Genomic DNA, 14,086 nt, shown 5'->3' with positions numbered 1-14,086 from the left:
ACACATATCAGGATGTTGGGTTACGCAAAGCCTCCACCCAACCTACAATTTTTTTGCAACTGCTTCTAGTGGTCTGTCAAGAAATAATTGACGAATAAATTTTCTGTAGAGACGGCGATTTATCGCGTCTCTCCAACCGTCAAAATGGATTTGACAGACCACTAGTGCTTAAAATAGCATTATACGTAGGTTGGGTGGAGCGGAGCGCAACCCAACACATATCAGGATGTTGGGTTACGCAAAGCCTCCATCCAACCTACAATTTTTTTGCAACATTTTAGCCTTGTCACGCCACTACGCCAAAATATCAAATAGGATGTGTTATCACTCCAAAGCTATTCACTGTCTGGATTTAAGCTTGCATTCAACATACCAAAATCGAGATTTTTAGAAAAAATAAGGTGCGTTATCTATCTTAATAACGCACCATCTATTAGCAATTGCAGATTAATAAATCCACATTTTTATTCTTCTGGCTCTAAATCGACATCTTCCTCTTCATCTTCTTCACTGGCTTTAGCTACAGAGTTAGCAGAAACAACAGCGCCTTTATCTAACTTTTCACGCACCAGTTTCTTAATTTCTTCAGCAAATTCCGGTTTTTCTTCTAGATACTTAATAGCGTTGTCTCGTCCTTGGGAGATATTATCGCCGTTGTAACTATACCAAGCCCCCTTGCGGACAATAATGGAAGTTTCTTCTGCCAAGTCTACAATACAACCCAAGGTAGAAATCCCTTTACCAAAAATAATGTCAAATTCCGCTATTCTGAAGGGCGGCGCTACTTTATTTTTGGCGACTTTGACTTTAACGCGATTACCAAATTCATCTGTACCTTTCTTCAAGGTTTGAATTCGACGAATATCCAAGCGCACCGAAGCGTAAAATTTCAATGCATTACCGCCAGTAGTAGTTTCTGGGCTACCGTAGGTAACACCGATTTTTTGCCGCAACTGGTTAATGAAAATTACTGTACAACCAGATTTACCAATGTTGCCTGTAATTTTACGCAGGGCTTGGCTCATCAACCGCGCTTGCAAACCAACGTGAATATCACCCATATCGCCTTCAATTTCAGCACGGGGAACCAGCGCTGCTACTGAGTCTATAACTACAATATCAACCGCAGCAGAGCGTACAAGCTGATCGACAATTTCCAAAGCTGATTCGCCAGTGTCAGGTTGAGAAATCAACAAATTGTCAATATCTACACCCAATGCGGCAGCATAAGTAGGATCAAGGGCGTGTTCAGCATCAACGAAGGCAGCAATACCGCCATTTCTTTGCACTTCGGCGAGTGCATGTAGCGCTACTGTAGTTTTACCGGAACTTTCCGGCCCATAAATTTCAATTACCCGACCTTTGGGTAAACCACCACCCAATGCTAAATCTAGGGTAAGCGCCCCACTAGAAATTGTTTCCACTCGCATCCGGGTAGCGTCGCCCAGGCGCATGATTGCCCCTTTACCAAAGCTGCGCTCAATCTGGTTTAGCACCATAGTCAGTGCTTTTTGCTTGCCTGAAGTGTCGGTGTTGATAGCCATTCCTGCTTCTAATGCCTCTTAATATATGGTTTTAAGGAGTGTTGCTCTGGGAGTTTGAGTAGAACAGATATACTATTTTAACCAGAAAATTCTGGAATAGGACTTCTCAAATCAAAAAAGGGTGTAACAAGATCGTAACTCGATCGCTACCAGATTAGGGTAGTCTTGCACAATGATACCAACTTGCATTCAGAGATAGCCTTTTTTGGCTGGGTAAGCAAGGGTTTTCAAAGAAAAATTATTTAAACAACTGAGTTTTATGCACTGTACATAATGAGACTGCTTTATTTTGGAGAGAGAAAACCTCTATCGTGGTGCGTCTAGTCACAACAAAAAGCTAAGTAGTCTCCAGTATCGATAAATCTATTAAAGTTACTGCTATCCTTGAATCCAGCTTATTGGCATGGAGATAATGAATTGATATTATAGTAACATAAATTACATAAACTATCTTCAGCAAACGTGAATAAATCACAGTCTATTAAGCTACTTGAAAGCGAGGGATGGACAAAAGCAGATGCTATGCGTGCTTTGGAAGTAATTGACTTTAGTACCAATCCTGATGAAATTACTATTCGCAGAGCTATTTCGCCTTTTGCTGGTTCTGAATTAATTAAGCGTCAGCGTCTTCAAGCTGCCCAGAAAGGTCTGGTAACGAAGAAAACTAAAGAGATTGAATTGAAAGAGCAGGAATATGCTGCCAAAATTGACCAAGTTAAAAAGTATCCAAAACAGGAAAGAGAAAAATACGAAGCTGAAATTCAAAGCTTGTCTCAGAGACATAATATTTTAGAAGTTGAACTCAAAACAATATATTCTCAAAACCAAAACTTAACAGAAGTTAATGAGCAACTCAAAAAAGACAATAAATCTCTAAAAAATTTAGTCGATCAAATTAAACTTAAATTAGCTATGAATACTAAAGAAATTCTCAAATATGAAGATAGTGAAATTCGGAAAGCAGTAATTACTTTTTTCAAATGGACTTTAGGATAAAGCACTGAATATATGACTGATAAAAAAGGTAAAAAAAGGAATTTTAGGGGAATGAGTTATCGGGTTGTTCAACTCGCTAACTCAAAGAATCGGAGTAAGCTTCATAAAAAAGACCAAATTTGGCTAAAAGAAAACCTTTACAAAAATATTGGCTGGGATAATGTTGTTAATTTTTATCAAAAGCTAGAGGGATTTATAGATAATTATCAGTTTGATGAATTCACACTTGAAGAATTATTTATTGAGGCTGATAGGATTGGTAATAAATATCTCACTAATCAAGAAATAAACGAGTACAACCAAAGATTATCTAAAGAAGTTAATGAAGTTGCAGAAGAAATAGATAAGCAGTTTCCTGAGACAGAGATGGAATTTATTGATTTTAGTCAAAATACCAATATTAAATATAAAAAGAAGCATAACCAAAAGACATATAGAACAGTAAAAATTTAGCAGAAAATATGGTTAACATTGAAGATAAAGACCTTAAAAAATTATTTGATCTTGTGGATACAATCGGCAACAAGCGATATCACAGGCTAACTCATGAAGATTTTGAAACTTATAGAAAATTCGATTATTGGCGCTATATTAATGGTGATTATGAGTGCGGTACAACTCAAGATAGTAAAGATTGGGTGAGAGAAAATTCCAATTGGTACTGTCCAATTTGTGGTTCTCACTACTCTGACAAAGGTGGTAAGACAATAGATCACAAGCTACCTCGGTCACAGTATCCTTGGTTATCAATGGAATTCAATAATTTATGGGTCATTTGCCAGATTTGTAACAAAGAAAAGGGTGAAATGCATTGGTACAAATATGAACACTATATATTTGTTAATTATCCGAATCTTTATCTTGCTGTGAAGATGGCACGTCCTAGCCAGTTACTCCAGTCTCTAAAGGATTAATTACGAATTACGAATTATTTATTCATCTGATATCCTCTTTTTTCCATCGCCTCGGCAACAATTTCATCAACAATTTCTGGAACATCAGCATATAATCCCATTAAGGGATCGTTTTTCTCCTGAATTTCTGCTAAACGTTCAATTACATGAGTAATCAATTCCGTTAGAGTTGATTGATTGACTATTGCCAGAGTTTTTGCTCGTTCAAAGGTGAGTCTATCTAGTTCAAGTTCTATTTTTTCCATGATAGTTTTAAACTCTATTTACTGATTATTTTAAGTCTAATGGAATTTTGGGATATTTCCAGTTTGATAATTCAACACAATAGCTATCAATTAACGTTATTTGCTAAGATTTGATTAGGCTTTTGCTTTTACCCATCTTTGATGACTTTCGACCTTCCCGACTCTCTGATTCTCGATACAGCCCTTTCAGTTTCTGGATTAACTGACTATATCCGCTTGCTGTTAGAGCAAGATGAACAATTGCGGCAAGTTTGGGTAACTGGCGAAGTTTCTAGCGCTAACAATCATCGCAGTGGGTTATTTTTTACGCTGCAAGATCCCGATCGCAGCGCCGGAATTAAGTGTGTAGTATGGAATAGCCAATTGCCAAAACTCGCCCAGATACCTGTTCCTGGTGAGCAGATAATCATTTTGGGCAGTATTCGCGTCTATCCCAATCGGGGAGAGTATCAGTTATCAGTTTGGCAGACTCTACCTGCTGGTGTTGGTTTACAGGCGTTGCGCTATCAACAACTCAAAAACCGCTTGCTGGCTGAGGGGTTGTTCGACACGCAAAGAAAGCGATCGCTCCCCACGCACCCCCAAACGATCGCTGTCGTCACTTCACCAACGGCGGCGGCTTGGGGTGATATTCAAAAAACTCTTAAGCAAAGGTATCCAGGTTTACACGTTTTATTTTCTCCCGCGACCGTACAAGGGGAGCAAGCACCGGAATCTATCGTTAAAGCAATTGAACGGGTGGAACGAGATGGACGCGCCGAAGTGCTAATTTTATCGCGGGGTGGTGGCGCGGTTGAGGAGTTGGCTTGTTTTAATGATGAACGAGTGGTGCGATCGCTGGCTAGTTGTTCTATTCCTGTAATTACTGGTATCGGCCATCAACGAGATGAATCTTTAGCTGATTTAGTTGCAGATGCTTGTGTGCATACACCCACTGCGGCGGCGGAAATGGTTGTGCCAGCACTTTCTGAGTTGTATACTGAACATCGGCAACGAGTTGCAGCTTTACATGAGGCGGTGCATGACTTTAGAGAAAATGCTGAGGATAAATTGCAAGGATTGCGGAATCGTTTGCGACGTTTGCGGCTAGATCGGCAAGTGCAGCAGGAGGTGGAAAAGTTAGCTTGGAAGCGTCAGCATTTGGTACAAATTACGACGGGGCGATCGCAGCAAGCAACGCAGCATTTAGAGTTGTTGCGGCAAAAGTTGGCTAGTCTTGACCCGAAAGCGGTGTTGCAGCGTGGTTATGCGGTGGTGAGAAGGGAAGATGGGGCGATCGCTCGTTCGGCAAGGGAGTTGGCTGTGGGGGAAGAGTTAGTGGTCCAATTGGGGCAGGGTGGGGTTAAAGTGAAGGTTATGGAAATAAACGAACCGCAGAGGCGCAGAGGACACGGAGAGGTTAATGGTTAAACGTAAGGGTGCTTCTAGTTCTGAGGAAGGTTGGAATTATGAGGCGAAGGTTGCTGAGATTGAGGGAATTATTACTCGCATTGAGGCGGGTGAGTTGGAATTGGAAGCCGTGTTTGACCAATTTACAACTGCTGTGGAGTATTTGCGTCAGTGCGAAGGTTTTTTGCAGCAGCGACAACAGCAGGTGGATTTGTTGATTGAAACATTAAGCCAAGAGTAGAAATTAGAGCCTGGATATCAAGGCTGAAACAGTCAAATCTTAACCCGCAGATACCCAACTTATTGGAAAATTCAAGGAATTGTTTCTCAAGAATGATTATGGATTGTTATAGTTAAAGTATCCATTTCAAACCTGTATGTTTTACCCTGAGTTTTATTAGTCGGTTAAATATAATTAGAAAAGCTAAATAACTAAAAATAAATTTACTAAGTAAATCTATGTTTTGACTATATATTCAACATTTCTGATTTATGTCAAAGTTCTAATGAGGAGTTTAAGAAACTGAGAATGACAGATGAGATCGTTGATTTGACAAACTGCGATCGCGAACCGATCCACATTCCCAGTTTGATCCAGCCTCACGGGATTTTGCTGGTTTTGCAAGATCCCACTCTAGAAATCCTTCAGGTCAGCAGTAACACTCAAAAAGTTATTGGTCGTCAACCGGAAGAATTGCTCGGCAAGTCGCTGTCAGATTTACTCAATGCCAAGCAGATTAACTTGATTCAACAATGTCTTGCAGAGGATTTTGAGAGCATCAATCCCCTGAATCTGTCTATCAAACATCTGAATAAATCAATTTATTTTGATGGCATTATACATTCTTTAGATAATATCATTATTCTGGAATTAGAGCCGAGAAAAGCGAAGGATAGCACAGGATTTTTTAACTTCTATCAACAGGTAAGAGGAATCATTACCCGCATTCAGAAAGCACCCACAATGTTGGAAATGTGCCAAATTGTGGTTACAGAAGTCCGGCGAATCACTGGTTTCGATCGCGTCATGGTCTATCGATTCGATCGGGAAGGGGCTGGCAGGGTAATCGCTGAAGACACTAATCAGGAAACACCTTATCTAGACTTACACTATCCGCCCTCTGACATTCCTAAGCAAGCGCGACAGCTATACACCCTAAACTGGCTGCGGCTGATTCCAGATGCTAGCTACCAGCCTGTCACCTTAATTCCAGCGAACAATCCCTTGACAAATCAACCGCTCGATCTCAGTCTTTCGGTGCTGCGGAGTGTTTCTGGGATTCATTTAGAGTACCTGCAAAATATGGGCGTTACCGCTTCCATGTCTATTTCTCTGATGCACGAACAAAAGCTTTGGGGATTGATTGCCTGTCATCATTCGTCGCCTAAATATATTTCTTACAATATCCGTACTATGTGCGAGTTCATTGGACAGGTGATGTCTGTGGAACTGGCAAACAAAGAAGCTAGTGAAGATATTGATTACAAAAGGCAATTGAAGTCACTACAAACTCAATTTGTGGAAGGTTTGTCTCAGGCTGAGTGTTTTCTGGATGGCATGGTGCAACTGAAATCTCAATTACTCAATCTGACCAGTGCCACAGGAGCGGTAATATGCAGTGGCGACCAGTATATTGAAGCCGGGAAAACGCCATCGGAAGACGAGGTTCACGCCTTACTTGATTGGATTAAACCTCAACTGCATCATAACTTGTTTGAGACGCGATCGCTCACTAAAGATTATCCCGCCGGCGAGTCATTTAAAGCGATCGCTAGTGGCGTTTTAGCCCTAGAAATTTCTAGAGTTCATCACAATTACATTCTCTGGTTTCGTCCAGAAATCATTCAAACGGTGAATTGGGGCGGTAATCCCAACAAGCCTGTGGAGGTTTTGTCAGAGGGCAATTTCAGAATCTCTCCTCGCAAATCCTTTGAATTATGGCAAGAAACAGTCCAAGGGTATGCCTTACCCTGGAAACCCTGCGAAGTTGAAGCGGTTGCTGAACTGCGAAGCCTAGTTGTAGGTGTTGTGTTGCGACAAGCAGACAAACTGGCAGCGATGAATTTTGAATTACAACGGAGTAACGAAGAACTCGATTCCTTTGCTTATGTTGCCTCCCACGACCTGAAAGAGCCACTGCGGGGCATTCACAACTATGCTAACTTCTTAATGGAAGACTACGCAGACGTACTAGATAACGATGGAGTTGCAAAACTCCAAACCTTGGTGCGGCTAACGCAGCGAATGGAAGACTTGATCAATTCACTCCTCCATTTTTCCCGATTAGGACGCGCCGAACTGATCCGCCAACCAGTGAATCTGAATGAGTTAGTGCAGCAGGTAATCAGCACCTTAAGCATTGCCCGGCCACAAAGCGAAGTCGAGTTTCGCATTCCTCAACCTCTTAAGAGTATTCAATGCGATCGCGCTCAGATTAATGAACTCTTCACCAACCTGATCAGCAACGCTATTAAGTACAATGATAAACCCAACAAGTGGGTCGAAATTGGTTTTATCGAAGAAAATGGACAAAGAAAAGTAGCTCCCACCTCTATGACTTTCTACGTCCGTGATAACGGCATTGGCATCCCCGAAGAGCATCTCGACAAAATCTTTCAGATATTCCGTCGCTTACATGGACGGGATGACTTTGGCGGTGGAACTGGGGTAGGGTTAACCATCGCCCGCAAAATCGTAGAACGGCACGGTGGTAAAATTTGGGTAGAATCTAACCAGACTCAAGGTAGTACGTTTTACTTCACGCTGTCAGTGGAGCCAAATACATGACTAGCTTTTCAGCTTCTCCTGTCAAGCAAACACCATTACTTTTAATTGTCGAGGACAGCAACGAAGATTTTGAGGCACTGCAACGATTTCTAGGGCGTTCTAGCGTTAAGATCCCCATTCAGAGGTGTGTGAATGGGGAACAAGCTTTGGCGTTTCTTTATCGAACTGGCAACTATGGCGATTGCCAAACTGCATCCCGCCCCGGCTTGATTATGCTTGACTTAAACCTGCCCGGAACCGATGGACGAGAAGTATTGCGCCGGATTAAACAAGATCGTAACTTAAACATGATTCCGGTGGTAGTATTTACCACCTCTAACAATCCGAAAGATATCGAAGTATGCTATCGATATGGAGTCAACAGTTACATCGTTAAGCCGATCGATTTTGCTCAGCTGAAACGAGATATTCAGATGCTGGTAGAGTATTGGTTTGAAGTAACGACACTGCCCGATTGCCCGAAGGATTAGTTATGAGTCAGAGATCGCGCATTGTCTTAATTGTCGATGATTCGCCAGAAGATCGAGAACTCTATCGGCGGTGTTTACTGCGCGATCGCGAGTATTCCTATACACTTTTAGAAGCAACCTTGGGGCGGCAAGGACTAGAACTTTGGCAGCAATATCAGCCTGATGCCATCTTACTTGATTATCGACTGCCCGATCTAGACGGACTGGAATTTCTCGCGCAATTGCAACTCTTAAGCCAACAGCCATGCTTACCTGTGATTGTCGTCACAGGGCAGGGCAATGAGGCGATCGCAGTTCAGGCGATGAAAGCCGGCGCACAAGATTATTTGGTCAAAGAGCAAATTACCCCAGAACGGCTGCAAATAGCAGTCAATGGGGCAATTGCCACAGTACAGTTACGCACCCAACTGCAACAGCGTATTCATCGAGAGCGCATAGTTGCACATATTACCCAGCAAATTCACCAATCGCTGAATCTAGATGAAATTCTTCAGACAACCGTTGCCGAAGTCCGGCAGTTTCTCCACACCGATCGCGTCTTGGTTTTTCGGTTAAAAGCTGACGGAGATGGCACTGTAGTCGCAGAATCTGTTGGGGCACAGTGGCGATCGCTGCTCTCGTCTACTATGGACGATCCCTGTCTCGTCTCGAATAAACCGCAACCTGTCAGGGACAATCCCGCCTTGATCAAAAATTATATCGAACGCTATTGTCAGGGGCAAGTAACGGCAATATCAGATATTCACGATCGCAATATTGACCCATGCCACGGTGAATTGTTGGCAAAGTTTCAAGTCAGAGCTAATCTGGTTGTACCAATTCTCCAAGATAACCAGTTTTGGGGATTGCTAATTGCTCATCATTGTGCTTCCCCGCGCTCGTGGCAACCCTTAGAGATTGACTTGCTCAAAGAACTGGCAATTCAGCTAAGTATTGCCTTGCGACAAGCAGAACTATATCAACAGGCACAGCATGAACTCAAGGAACGCCAACAGTCAGCCGAAGCTCTGCGCGATAGTGAGGAACGTTTTCGGCAACTTGCAGAAAATATTGATGCGGTATTTTGGATTAGAGAAGTGTCCGAAAATCGAGTCAGCTATGTCAGCCCTGCCTACGAACGCCTGTGGGGATTGAACCCGGAGGAATTGTATCAAGGACAACAAGCATGGGTAGATCGGATTCACCCAGAGGATCGAGAATCGACCCAGAGAGCCTTTGAGGAAAAAGCGATCGCAGATAAATTCGATCAAGAATATCGGATTATTTTACCCAATGGTAGTATTCGCTGGGTTCACGATCGCTGCTTTGGGCTTCGAGATGAAACAGGAGAGGTTTATCGGTTTGCAGGGATTGCTGAAGATATCAGCGAACGCAAACAGGTAGAGCAAGCCTTGCGAGACAGTGAAGAACGTCTGCAAATGGCGCTAGAAGGTTCTGGTGGTGGTTTATGGGATTGGAACATTGTCACCAATGAAGATTATTTAAGTTCACGATGGCTAGAAATGCTGGGATATGAGCCAGGAGAATTACCTGGGAAGTTTAGCAGTTGGGAGCTACTTATTCATCCTGAAGATAAAGTTTGGGTGATGGAACGGTTGAATGCTCATCTTCACGACGATTCGGTATCTTACAAATTTGAATATCGGATGTTAACCAAGTCTGGGGAATGGAAATGGATTGCCAACCACGGAAAAGTAGTTTTGCGCGATCGCCAAGGTAATGCCCTCCGCATGGCAGGTATCCATCATGATATCAGCGATATCTACGACGAGCTTCGCTTACGCAAACAGGCAGAAGTTGCTCTGCGAGAGAGCGAAGAACGCTTCCGCACGTCCGTTGAAAATATGCTGGATTGTTTTGGAGTATACCGTGCTATTCGGAATGAGCAGGGAGAGATTGTCGATTTTGTGACTGAATATGTCAATAATGCAGCTTGTTTCAACAATCAAATGACTTCTGAGCAGCCGATTGGGCGGAGGTTGTGTGAATTACTACCAGGACATCGTGAGAGTGGATTGTTTGATGAATACTGCCAGGTAGTAGAAACAGGCAAGGCGCTGATTAAAGACAGCCTAATTTATGAAGATGATTACGGAGAACAACGCTTAGTTAGAGCCTTTGATATCCGCGTGGCTAAATTTGGAGACGGATTTGTTGCCACCTGGCGAGATATTACCGCTCGTCAACAAATCGAAGAAGCCCTACGCCAAAGTGAAGAATTTAAAAACCGCATTTTAGACAGCAGCTCTGATTGTATCAAGGTATTAAGCCTTGATGGGCTGCTCCTGTACATGAATACAGGTGGTCTGTGTATGATGGAAATTGACGACTTAAATTGTTATCTCAATACTAAATGGCTCTGTTTCTGGGAGGGCAGCTATCGGCAACAGGCACGGGAGGCACTCGCTGCCACTAAAACAGGTAAAGTCAGCATTTTTCGCGGATATTGCCCAACCCAAAAAGGCACTCCGAAATGGTGGGAAGTGGTCGTTAGCCCGATTCTGGATGCCTTTGGGCAGATAGAACGAATCTTGTTGATTTCACGAGACATCACCGATCGCAAAAAGATAGAACTCCTCTTGCAGGAGAGCGAAGCCCGATTGAAATTGGCGTACAAAGCGACGCGATCGGGATTATGGGATTGGGATATTGCCCGCAACAGCGCTCATGTATCTGAAGAGTACTACAATCTGTTTGGACTTGACCCAACCGCAGGGGAAGTCAGCTTTGAAAAGTGGTTAAGTCTGCTGCACCCAGACGATCGCACCTCAGCCAATGAAACAATCAGTCAGACCATCCAGCAACAGCAAGACTACTATGAAGCTGATTATCGGATCTTACACCCCGATGGCATTCGTTGGTTAGCCTCTAGAGGTCAGATTTTCTACGATACAGTCGGTAATGCAGTACGGATGGTGGGTAACGTGCAGGATATCACCGATCGCAAACAAGCTGAAATCGAACGCGATTCGTTGTTAAAATTAGAACAAGCAGCCAGAGCCGAAGCCGAACGCGCCAATCGGATTAAAGATGAGTTTCTGGCCGTTCTCTCCCACGAATTGCGATCGCCTCTCAACCCGATTCTTGGCTGGACAAAACTGCTGCAAACCCGCAAATTTAGTGAAGCGAAAACAGCCGAAGCTTTAGCCACCATTGAACGCAACGCTAAACTGCAAACTCAACTGATTGATGACTTACTCGATGTCGCCAAGATTCTCCGGGGCAAACTTAGCATCGATGCGGCTCCAGTGAATCTGGCATTTGTGATTGAATCTGCGATCGACACCGTAAATACAGCAGCCCTTTCCAAATCAATTGTGTTGCATTCAATACTACCGAATATTGGGCAAGTCTCTGGAGATGCCAACCGCCTTCAACAAATCGTTTGGAATTTACTTTCCAACGCGATCAAGTTTACCCCGAAAGGAGGACGGGTAGAAACCAGACTAGAGCGAATTGACGATCGAGCGCAGATTATCGTCCGTGATACTGGTAAAGGCATTAACTCAGACTTTCTCCCGTATATTTTTGAATCATTCCGTCAAGAAGATGTCTCAATTACTCGCAAGTATGGCGGGTTAGGATTGGGGTTAGCGATCGTCCGGCAGTTGGTTGAGGCTCACGGCGGCACGATCGCGGCTAATAGTCCAGGTGTTGGCTTGGGAGCCACCTTTACAGTCCAGTTGCCACTACTGAATGTTGAACCGGAAATCAAGCAGCCAGATGAGTTACCACAACCAGCACTGGAACTCACGGGGATTCGAGTTCTCACCGTTGATGACGATCCCGATGCTCGTGAGCTATTAACAGTATTGCTTGCCGAATACGGGGCGCAAGTTTTGACTGTTGCCTCTGCGACAGAAGTATTGGCAAATTTAGAGTCCTTCCAACCCGATGTCTTAGTCAGTGATATTGGGATGCCGGAAATCGATGGCTATTCTCTGATTCAACAGATCCGCGCTTTAACTGCCGAAAAAGGGGGAGAAATCCCCGCGATCGCTTTGACTGCTTATGCTAGAGTTGAAGATTCCCAGCGAGCGATAATCAGTGGCTATCAACGGCACGTTACCAAGCCCCTCGATCCAGAAGAATTAGTTCAAGCTGTGGTGGCACTCGCCCAGACTAAACTAAATTAATTATACTTACGAATTACGTTAGCGAAGCGGTAGCGAGTATTCGAGCGTCATTACGAATTACGAATTATTTAACTACTTACAGCGTTTACGGCTGTTTGAGGTACAGTACAACACAAGTCGAATTACCCCCCTTAATCCCCCTTTGTAAATGGGGGAAACAAGAAATCTAGTTCCCTCCCCTTTATAAGGGGAGGGTTAGGGTGGGGTAATTCAACAGACATGATTGTGATTCGATAACTTGTGTGTACACGGTGTCTTTAGAAAGGATGGGAAAATAGACTCTTAAAGCCCCCCAAATACATCGGGGAGTTGGGGGGTAACGTCAAAGTTAACAAATCTCTTGCAAAAGTCTCTTCACGCGGTAGAATAACGAAATTTTGCAAGAGGTCTAATCATGAAACCATTTTTGTTTGTAACCGATTTAGATGACACCCTCGTATATCGCACCGTCGGCGATGACAGCGCTTTACCAGAACTAAATCAACTGCTGAATAGACATCGCCAAGAATACGGTACAAAAATTGTTTATTCTACCGGGCGATCGCCTGTACTTTACAAAGAACTCCAAGCTCAAAAAAACCTTTTGCAACCGGATGCCCTCGTCCTATCTGTGGGTACAGAAATTTACCTCGATGGTACTGATACTCCAGACTCAGGTTGGTCAGAAATCCTCTCTCCGGGATGGGAACGGGAAACTGTATTATCTATTACAAAAAAATACCCTGAGTTAGTGCGGCAACCAGATTCCGAACAACGTCCCTTCAAAGTGAGTTATTTTCTAGAACAAGAAGTATCTGCAAATGTTCTACCACAACTTGAAGCAGAGTTGCAGAAATCTAAATTAAATGTAAAGTTAATCTACAGTAGCGGTATTGACCTTGACATTCTACCCCATAGCAGCGATAAAGGTCAGGCAATGCAGTTTTTACGTCAGAAGTGGAAATTTGCAGCAGAACAAACAGTTGTCTGTGGTGATTCAGGTAATGATATTGCTTTATTTGCTGTAGGCAACGAACGGGGCATCATTGTGGGGAATGCTCGCAAAGAGTTACTCCAATGGCACAAAGAGTATCCCTCTGACTACCACTACCTGGCTTCGTGTTTTTGTGCAGGTGGAATTATTGAAGGCTTAAATTATTTTGGTCTCTTGTAATGATTAGTTATCTAAAAGGTATAGTCGCTGGTATCCAAACAATTGGCGCTAATCGCGTAATTCTGACTCTGGAAGTAAATGGCTTGGGGTATGATTTGCAAGTTCCCCAACGGCTAGCAAACCAGTTACCAGAGTCAGGAGGAGTAACGCAAATTTTTACCCATTTGCAAATTCGGGAAGAAGTGCCTTTTCTCTATGGCTTTGCTTCCCCAGCCGAACGCGATTTATTTCGCCACTTGCTGACTGTCACAGGGATTGGTGCAGCCCTAGCGATCGCACTCCTAGACACCCTAGAACTACCAGATTTAGTCCAAGCAATTATTGCTGGCAATACACAAATCTTAATTCAGGCTCCCGGTGTCGGTAAAAAAATCGCTGAACGCATCTGTTTAGAACTGAAAAGCAAATTAGTCGAGTGGCGCAAATCAGCCGGGTTCTTCGTCGCCACAGG

The 14,086-nt window shown here is 43.4% G+C and carries 12 protein-coding genes; 10 read left to right on the top strand and 2 right to left on the bottom strand.

All coding sequences use genetic code 11. The features are described from left to right. Positions 1 to 464: 464 nt before the first annotated feature. Positions 465 to 1,544 (bottom strand): recombinase RecA, encoded by a 1,080-nt coding sequence (gene recA, locus HWQ37_RS30140; protein ID WP_179074924.1) that lies wholly within the window; start codon positions 1,542 to 1,544, stop codon positions 465 to 467. A 462-nt stretch (positions 1,545 to 2,006) separates the two neighbouring features. On the opposite strand from recA, the gene HWQ37_RS30135 reads away from it, so the two are divergent. From HWQ37_RS30135 to HWQ37_RS30125, 3 genes are read left to right on the top strand one after another with little or no spacing between them, the layout of a single operon-like run. Beyond that, the gene (locus tag HWQ37_RS30135; RefSeq protein WP_292754082.1) at positions 2,007 to 2,540 is read left to right on the top strand and encodes a hypothetical protein; all 534 of its coding nucleotides are present in this window, start codon (positions 2,007 to 2,009) and stop codon (positions 2,538 to 2,540) included. Positions 2,541 to 2,552: 12 nt separating this feature from the next. Continuing rightward, on the top strand, positions 2,553 to 2,993 hold the full coding sequence (locus tag HWQ37_RS30130) for a hypothetical protein (protein ID WP_292754080.1): 441 nt from the start codon (positions 2,553 to 2,555) through the stop codon (positions 2,991 to 2,993). 8 nt (positions 2,994 to 3,001) lie between these two features. Further along, positions 3,002 to 3,454, top strand: a complete 453-nt coding sequence (locus tag HWQ37_RS30125) for an HNH endonuclease (protein ID WP_292754078.1) — start codon at positions 3,002 to 3,004, stop codon at positions 3,452 to 3,454. 14 nt (positions 3,455 to 3,468) lie between these two features. Here the strand turns inward: HWQ37_RS30125 and HWQ37_RS30120 are convergent, their stop codons facing one another. Next, complete coding sequence (locus HWQ37_RS30120) at positions 3,469 to 3,699, bottom strand: hypothetical protein (RefSeq protein ID WP_292754076.1); 231 nt, start codon at positions 3,697 to 3,699, stop codon at positions 3,469 to 3,471. A gap of 141 nt (positions 3,700 to 3,840) precedes the next feature. Between HWQ37_RS30120 and xseA the strand changes: the two genes are divergently transcribed. The 7 genes from xseA to ruvA form a co-directional block, all read left to right on the top strand. Further along, positions 3,841 to 5,109 (top strand): exodeoxyribonuclease VII large subunit, encoded by a 1,269-nt coding sequence (gene xseA, locus HWQ37_RS30115; protein ID WP_292754074.1) that lies wholly within the window; start codon positions 3,841 to 3,843, stop codon positions 5,107 to 5,109. Then, the gene (gene xseB, locus HWQ37_RS30110) at positions 5,102 to 5,329 is read left to right on the top strand and encodes an exodeoxyribonuclease VII small subunit (RefSeq protein ID WP_292754072.1); all 228 of its coding nucleotides are present in this window, start codon (positions 5,102 to 5,104) and stop codon (positions 5,327 to 5,329) included. The genes xseA and xseB overlap by 8 nt, the downstream gene beginning before the upstream one ends. Before the next feature lie 288 nt (positions 5,330 to 5,617). Further along, positions 5,618 to 7,876 carry an ATP-binding protein gene (locus HWQ37_RS30105; RefSeq protein WP_292754070.1) on the top strand — a complete coding sequence of 753 codons (2,259 nt, stop codon included), beginning with the start codon at positions 5,618 to 5,620 and terminating at the stop codon, positions 7,874 to 7,876. Then, positions 7,873 to 8,346, top strand: a complete 474-nt coding sequence (locus HWQ37_RS30100) for a response regulator (protein ID WP_292754069.1) — start codon at positions 7,873 to 7,875, stop codon at positions 8,344 to 8,346. The genes HWQ37_RS30105 and HWQ37_RS30100 overlap by 4 nt, the downstream gene beginning before the upstream one ends. 2 nt (positions 8,347 to 8,348) lie before the next feature. Further along, complete coding sequence (locus tag HWQ37_RS30095) at positions 8,349 to 12,482, top strand: PAS domain-containing protein (RefSeq protein WP_292754068.1); 4,134 nt, start codon at positions 8,349 to 8,351, stop codon at positions 12,480 to 12,482. A gap of 394 nt (positions 12,483 to 12,876) precedes the next feature. Then, positions 12,877 to 13,635, top strand: coding sequence for a sucrose-phosphate phosphatase (locus HWQ37_RS30090; RefSeq protein ID WP_292754067.1), 759 nt, complete (start codon positions 12,877 to 12,879; stop codon positions 13,633 to 13,635). Beyond that, on the top strand, positions 13,635 to 14,086 hold a 452-nt coding region (ruvA, locus tag HWQ37_RS30085; RefSeq protein ID WP_292754066.1), incomplete at its 3' end, for a Holliday junction branch migration protein RuvA. The genes HWQ37_RS30090 and ruvA, both read left to right, overlap by 1 nt.

Source organism: Nostoc sp. NMS4 (assembly GCF_017115095.1).
Classification (GTDB): Bacteria; Cyanobacteriota; Cyanobacteriia; order Cyanobacteriales; family Nostocaceae; genus Nostoc.
This window is presented reverse-complemented; position numbering and strand designations above follow the sequence as displayed.

Bases quoted from the DNA above. Each gene is read 5' to 3' on its own strand.
- recA (WP_179074924.1), bottom strand. From the start codon at position 1,544: ATGGCTATCAACACCGACACTTCAGGCAAGCAAAAAGCACTGACTATG.
- HWQ37_RS30130 (WP_292754080.1), top strand. From the start codon at position 2,553: ATGACTGATAAAAAAGGTAAAAAAAGGAATTTTAGGGGAATGAGTTAT.
- HWQ37_RS30125 (WP_292754078.1), top strand. From the start codon at position 3,002: ATGGTTAACATTGAAGATAAAGACCTTAAAAAATTATTTGATCTTGTG.
- HWQ37_RS30120 (WP_292754076.1), bottom strand. From the start codon at position 3,699: ATGGAAAAAATAGAACTTGAACTAGATAGACTCACCTTTGAACGAGCA.
- xseA (WP_292754074.1), top strand. From the start codon at position 3,841: ATGACTTTCGACCTTCCCGACTCTCTGATTCTCGATACAGCCCTTTCA.
- xseB (WP_292754072.1), top strand. From the start codon at position 5,102: ATGGTTAAACGTAAGGGTGCTTCTAGTTCTGAGGAAGGTTGGAATTAT.
- HWQ37_RS30105 (WP_292754070.1), top strand. From the start codon at position 5,618: ATGACAGATGAGATCGTTGATTTGACAAACTGCGATCGCGAACCGATC.
- HWQ37_RS30100 (WP_292754069.1), top strand. From the start codon at position 7,873: ATGACTAGCTTTTCAGCTTCTCCTGTCAAGCAAACACCATTACTTTTA.
- HWQ37_RS30095 (WP_292754068.1), top strand. From the start codon at position 8,349: ATGAGTCAGAGATCGCGCATTGTCTTAATTGTCGATGATTCGCCAGAA.
- HWQ37_RS30090 (WP_292754067.1), top strand. From the start codon at position 12,877: ATGAAACCATTTTTGTTTGTAACCGATTTAGATGACACCCTCGTATAT.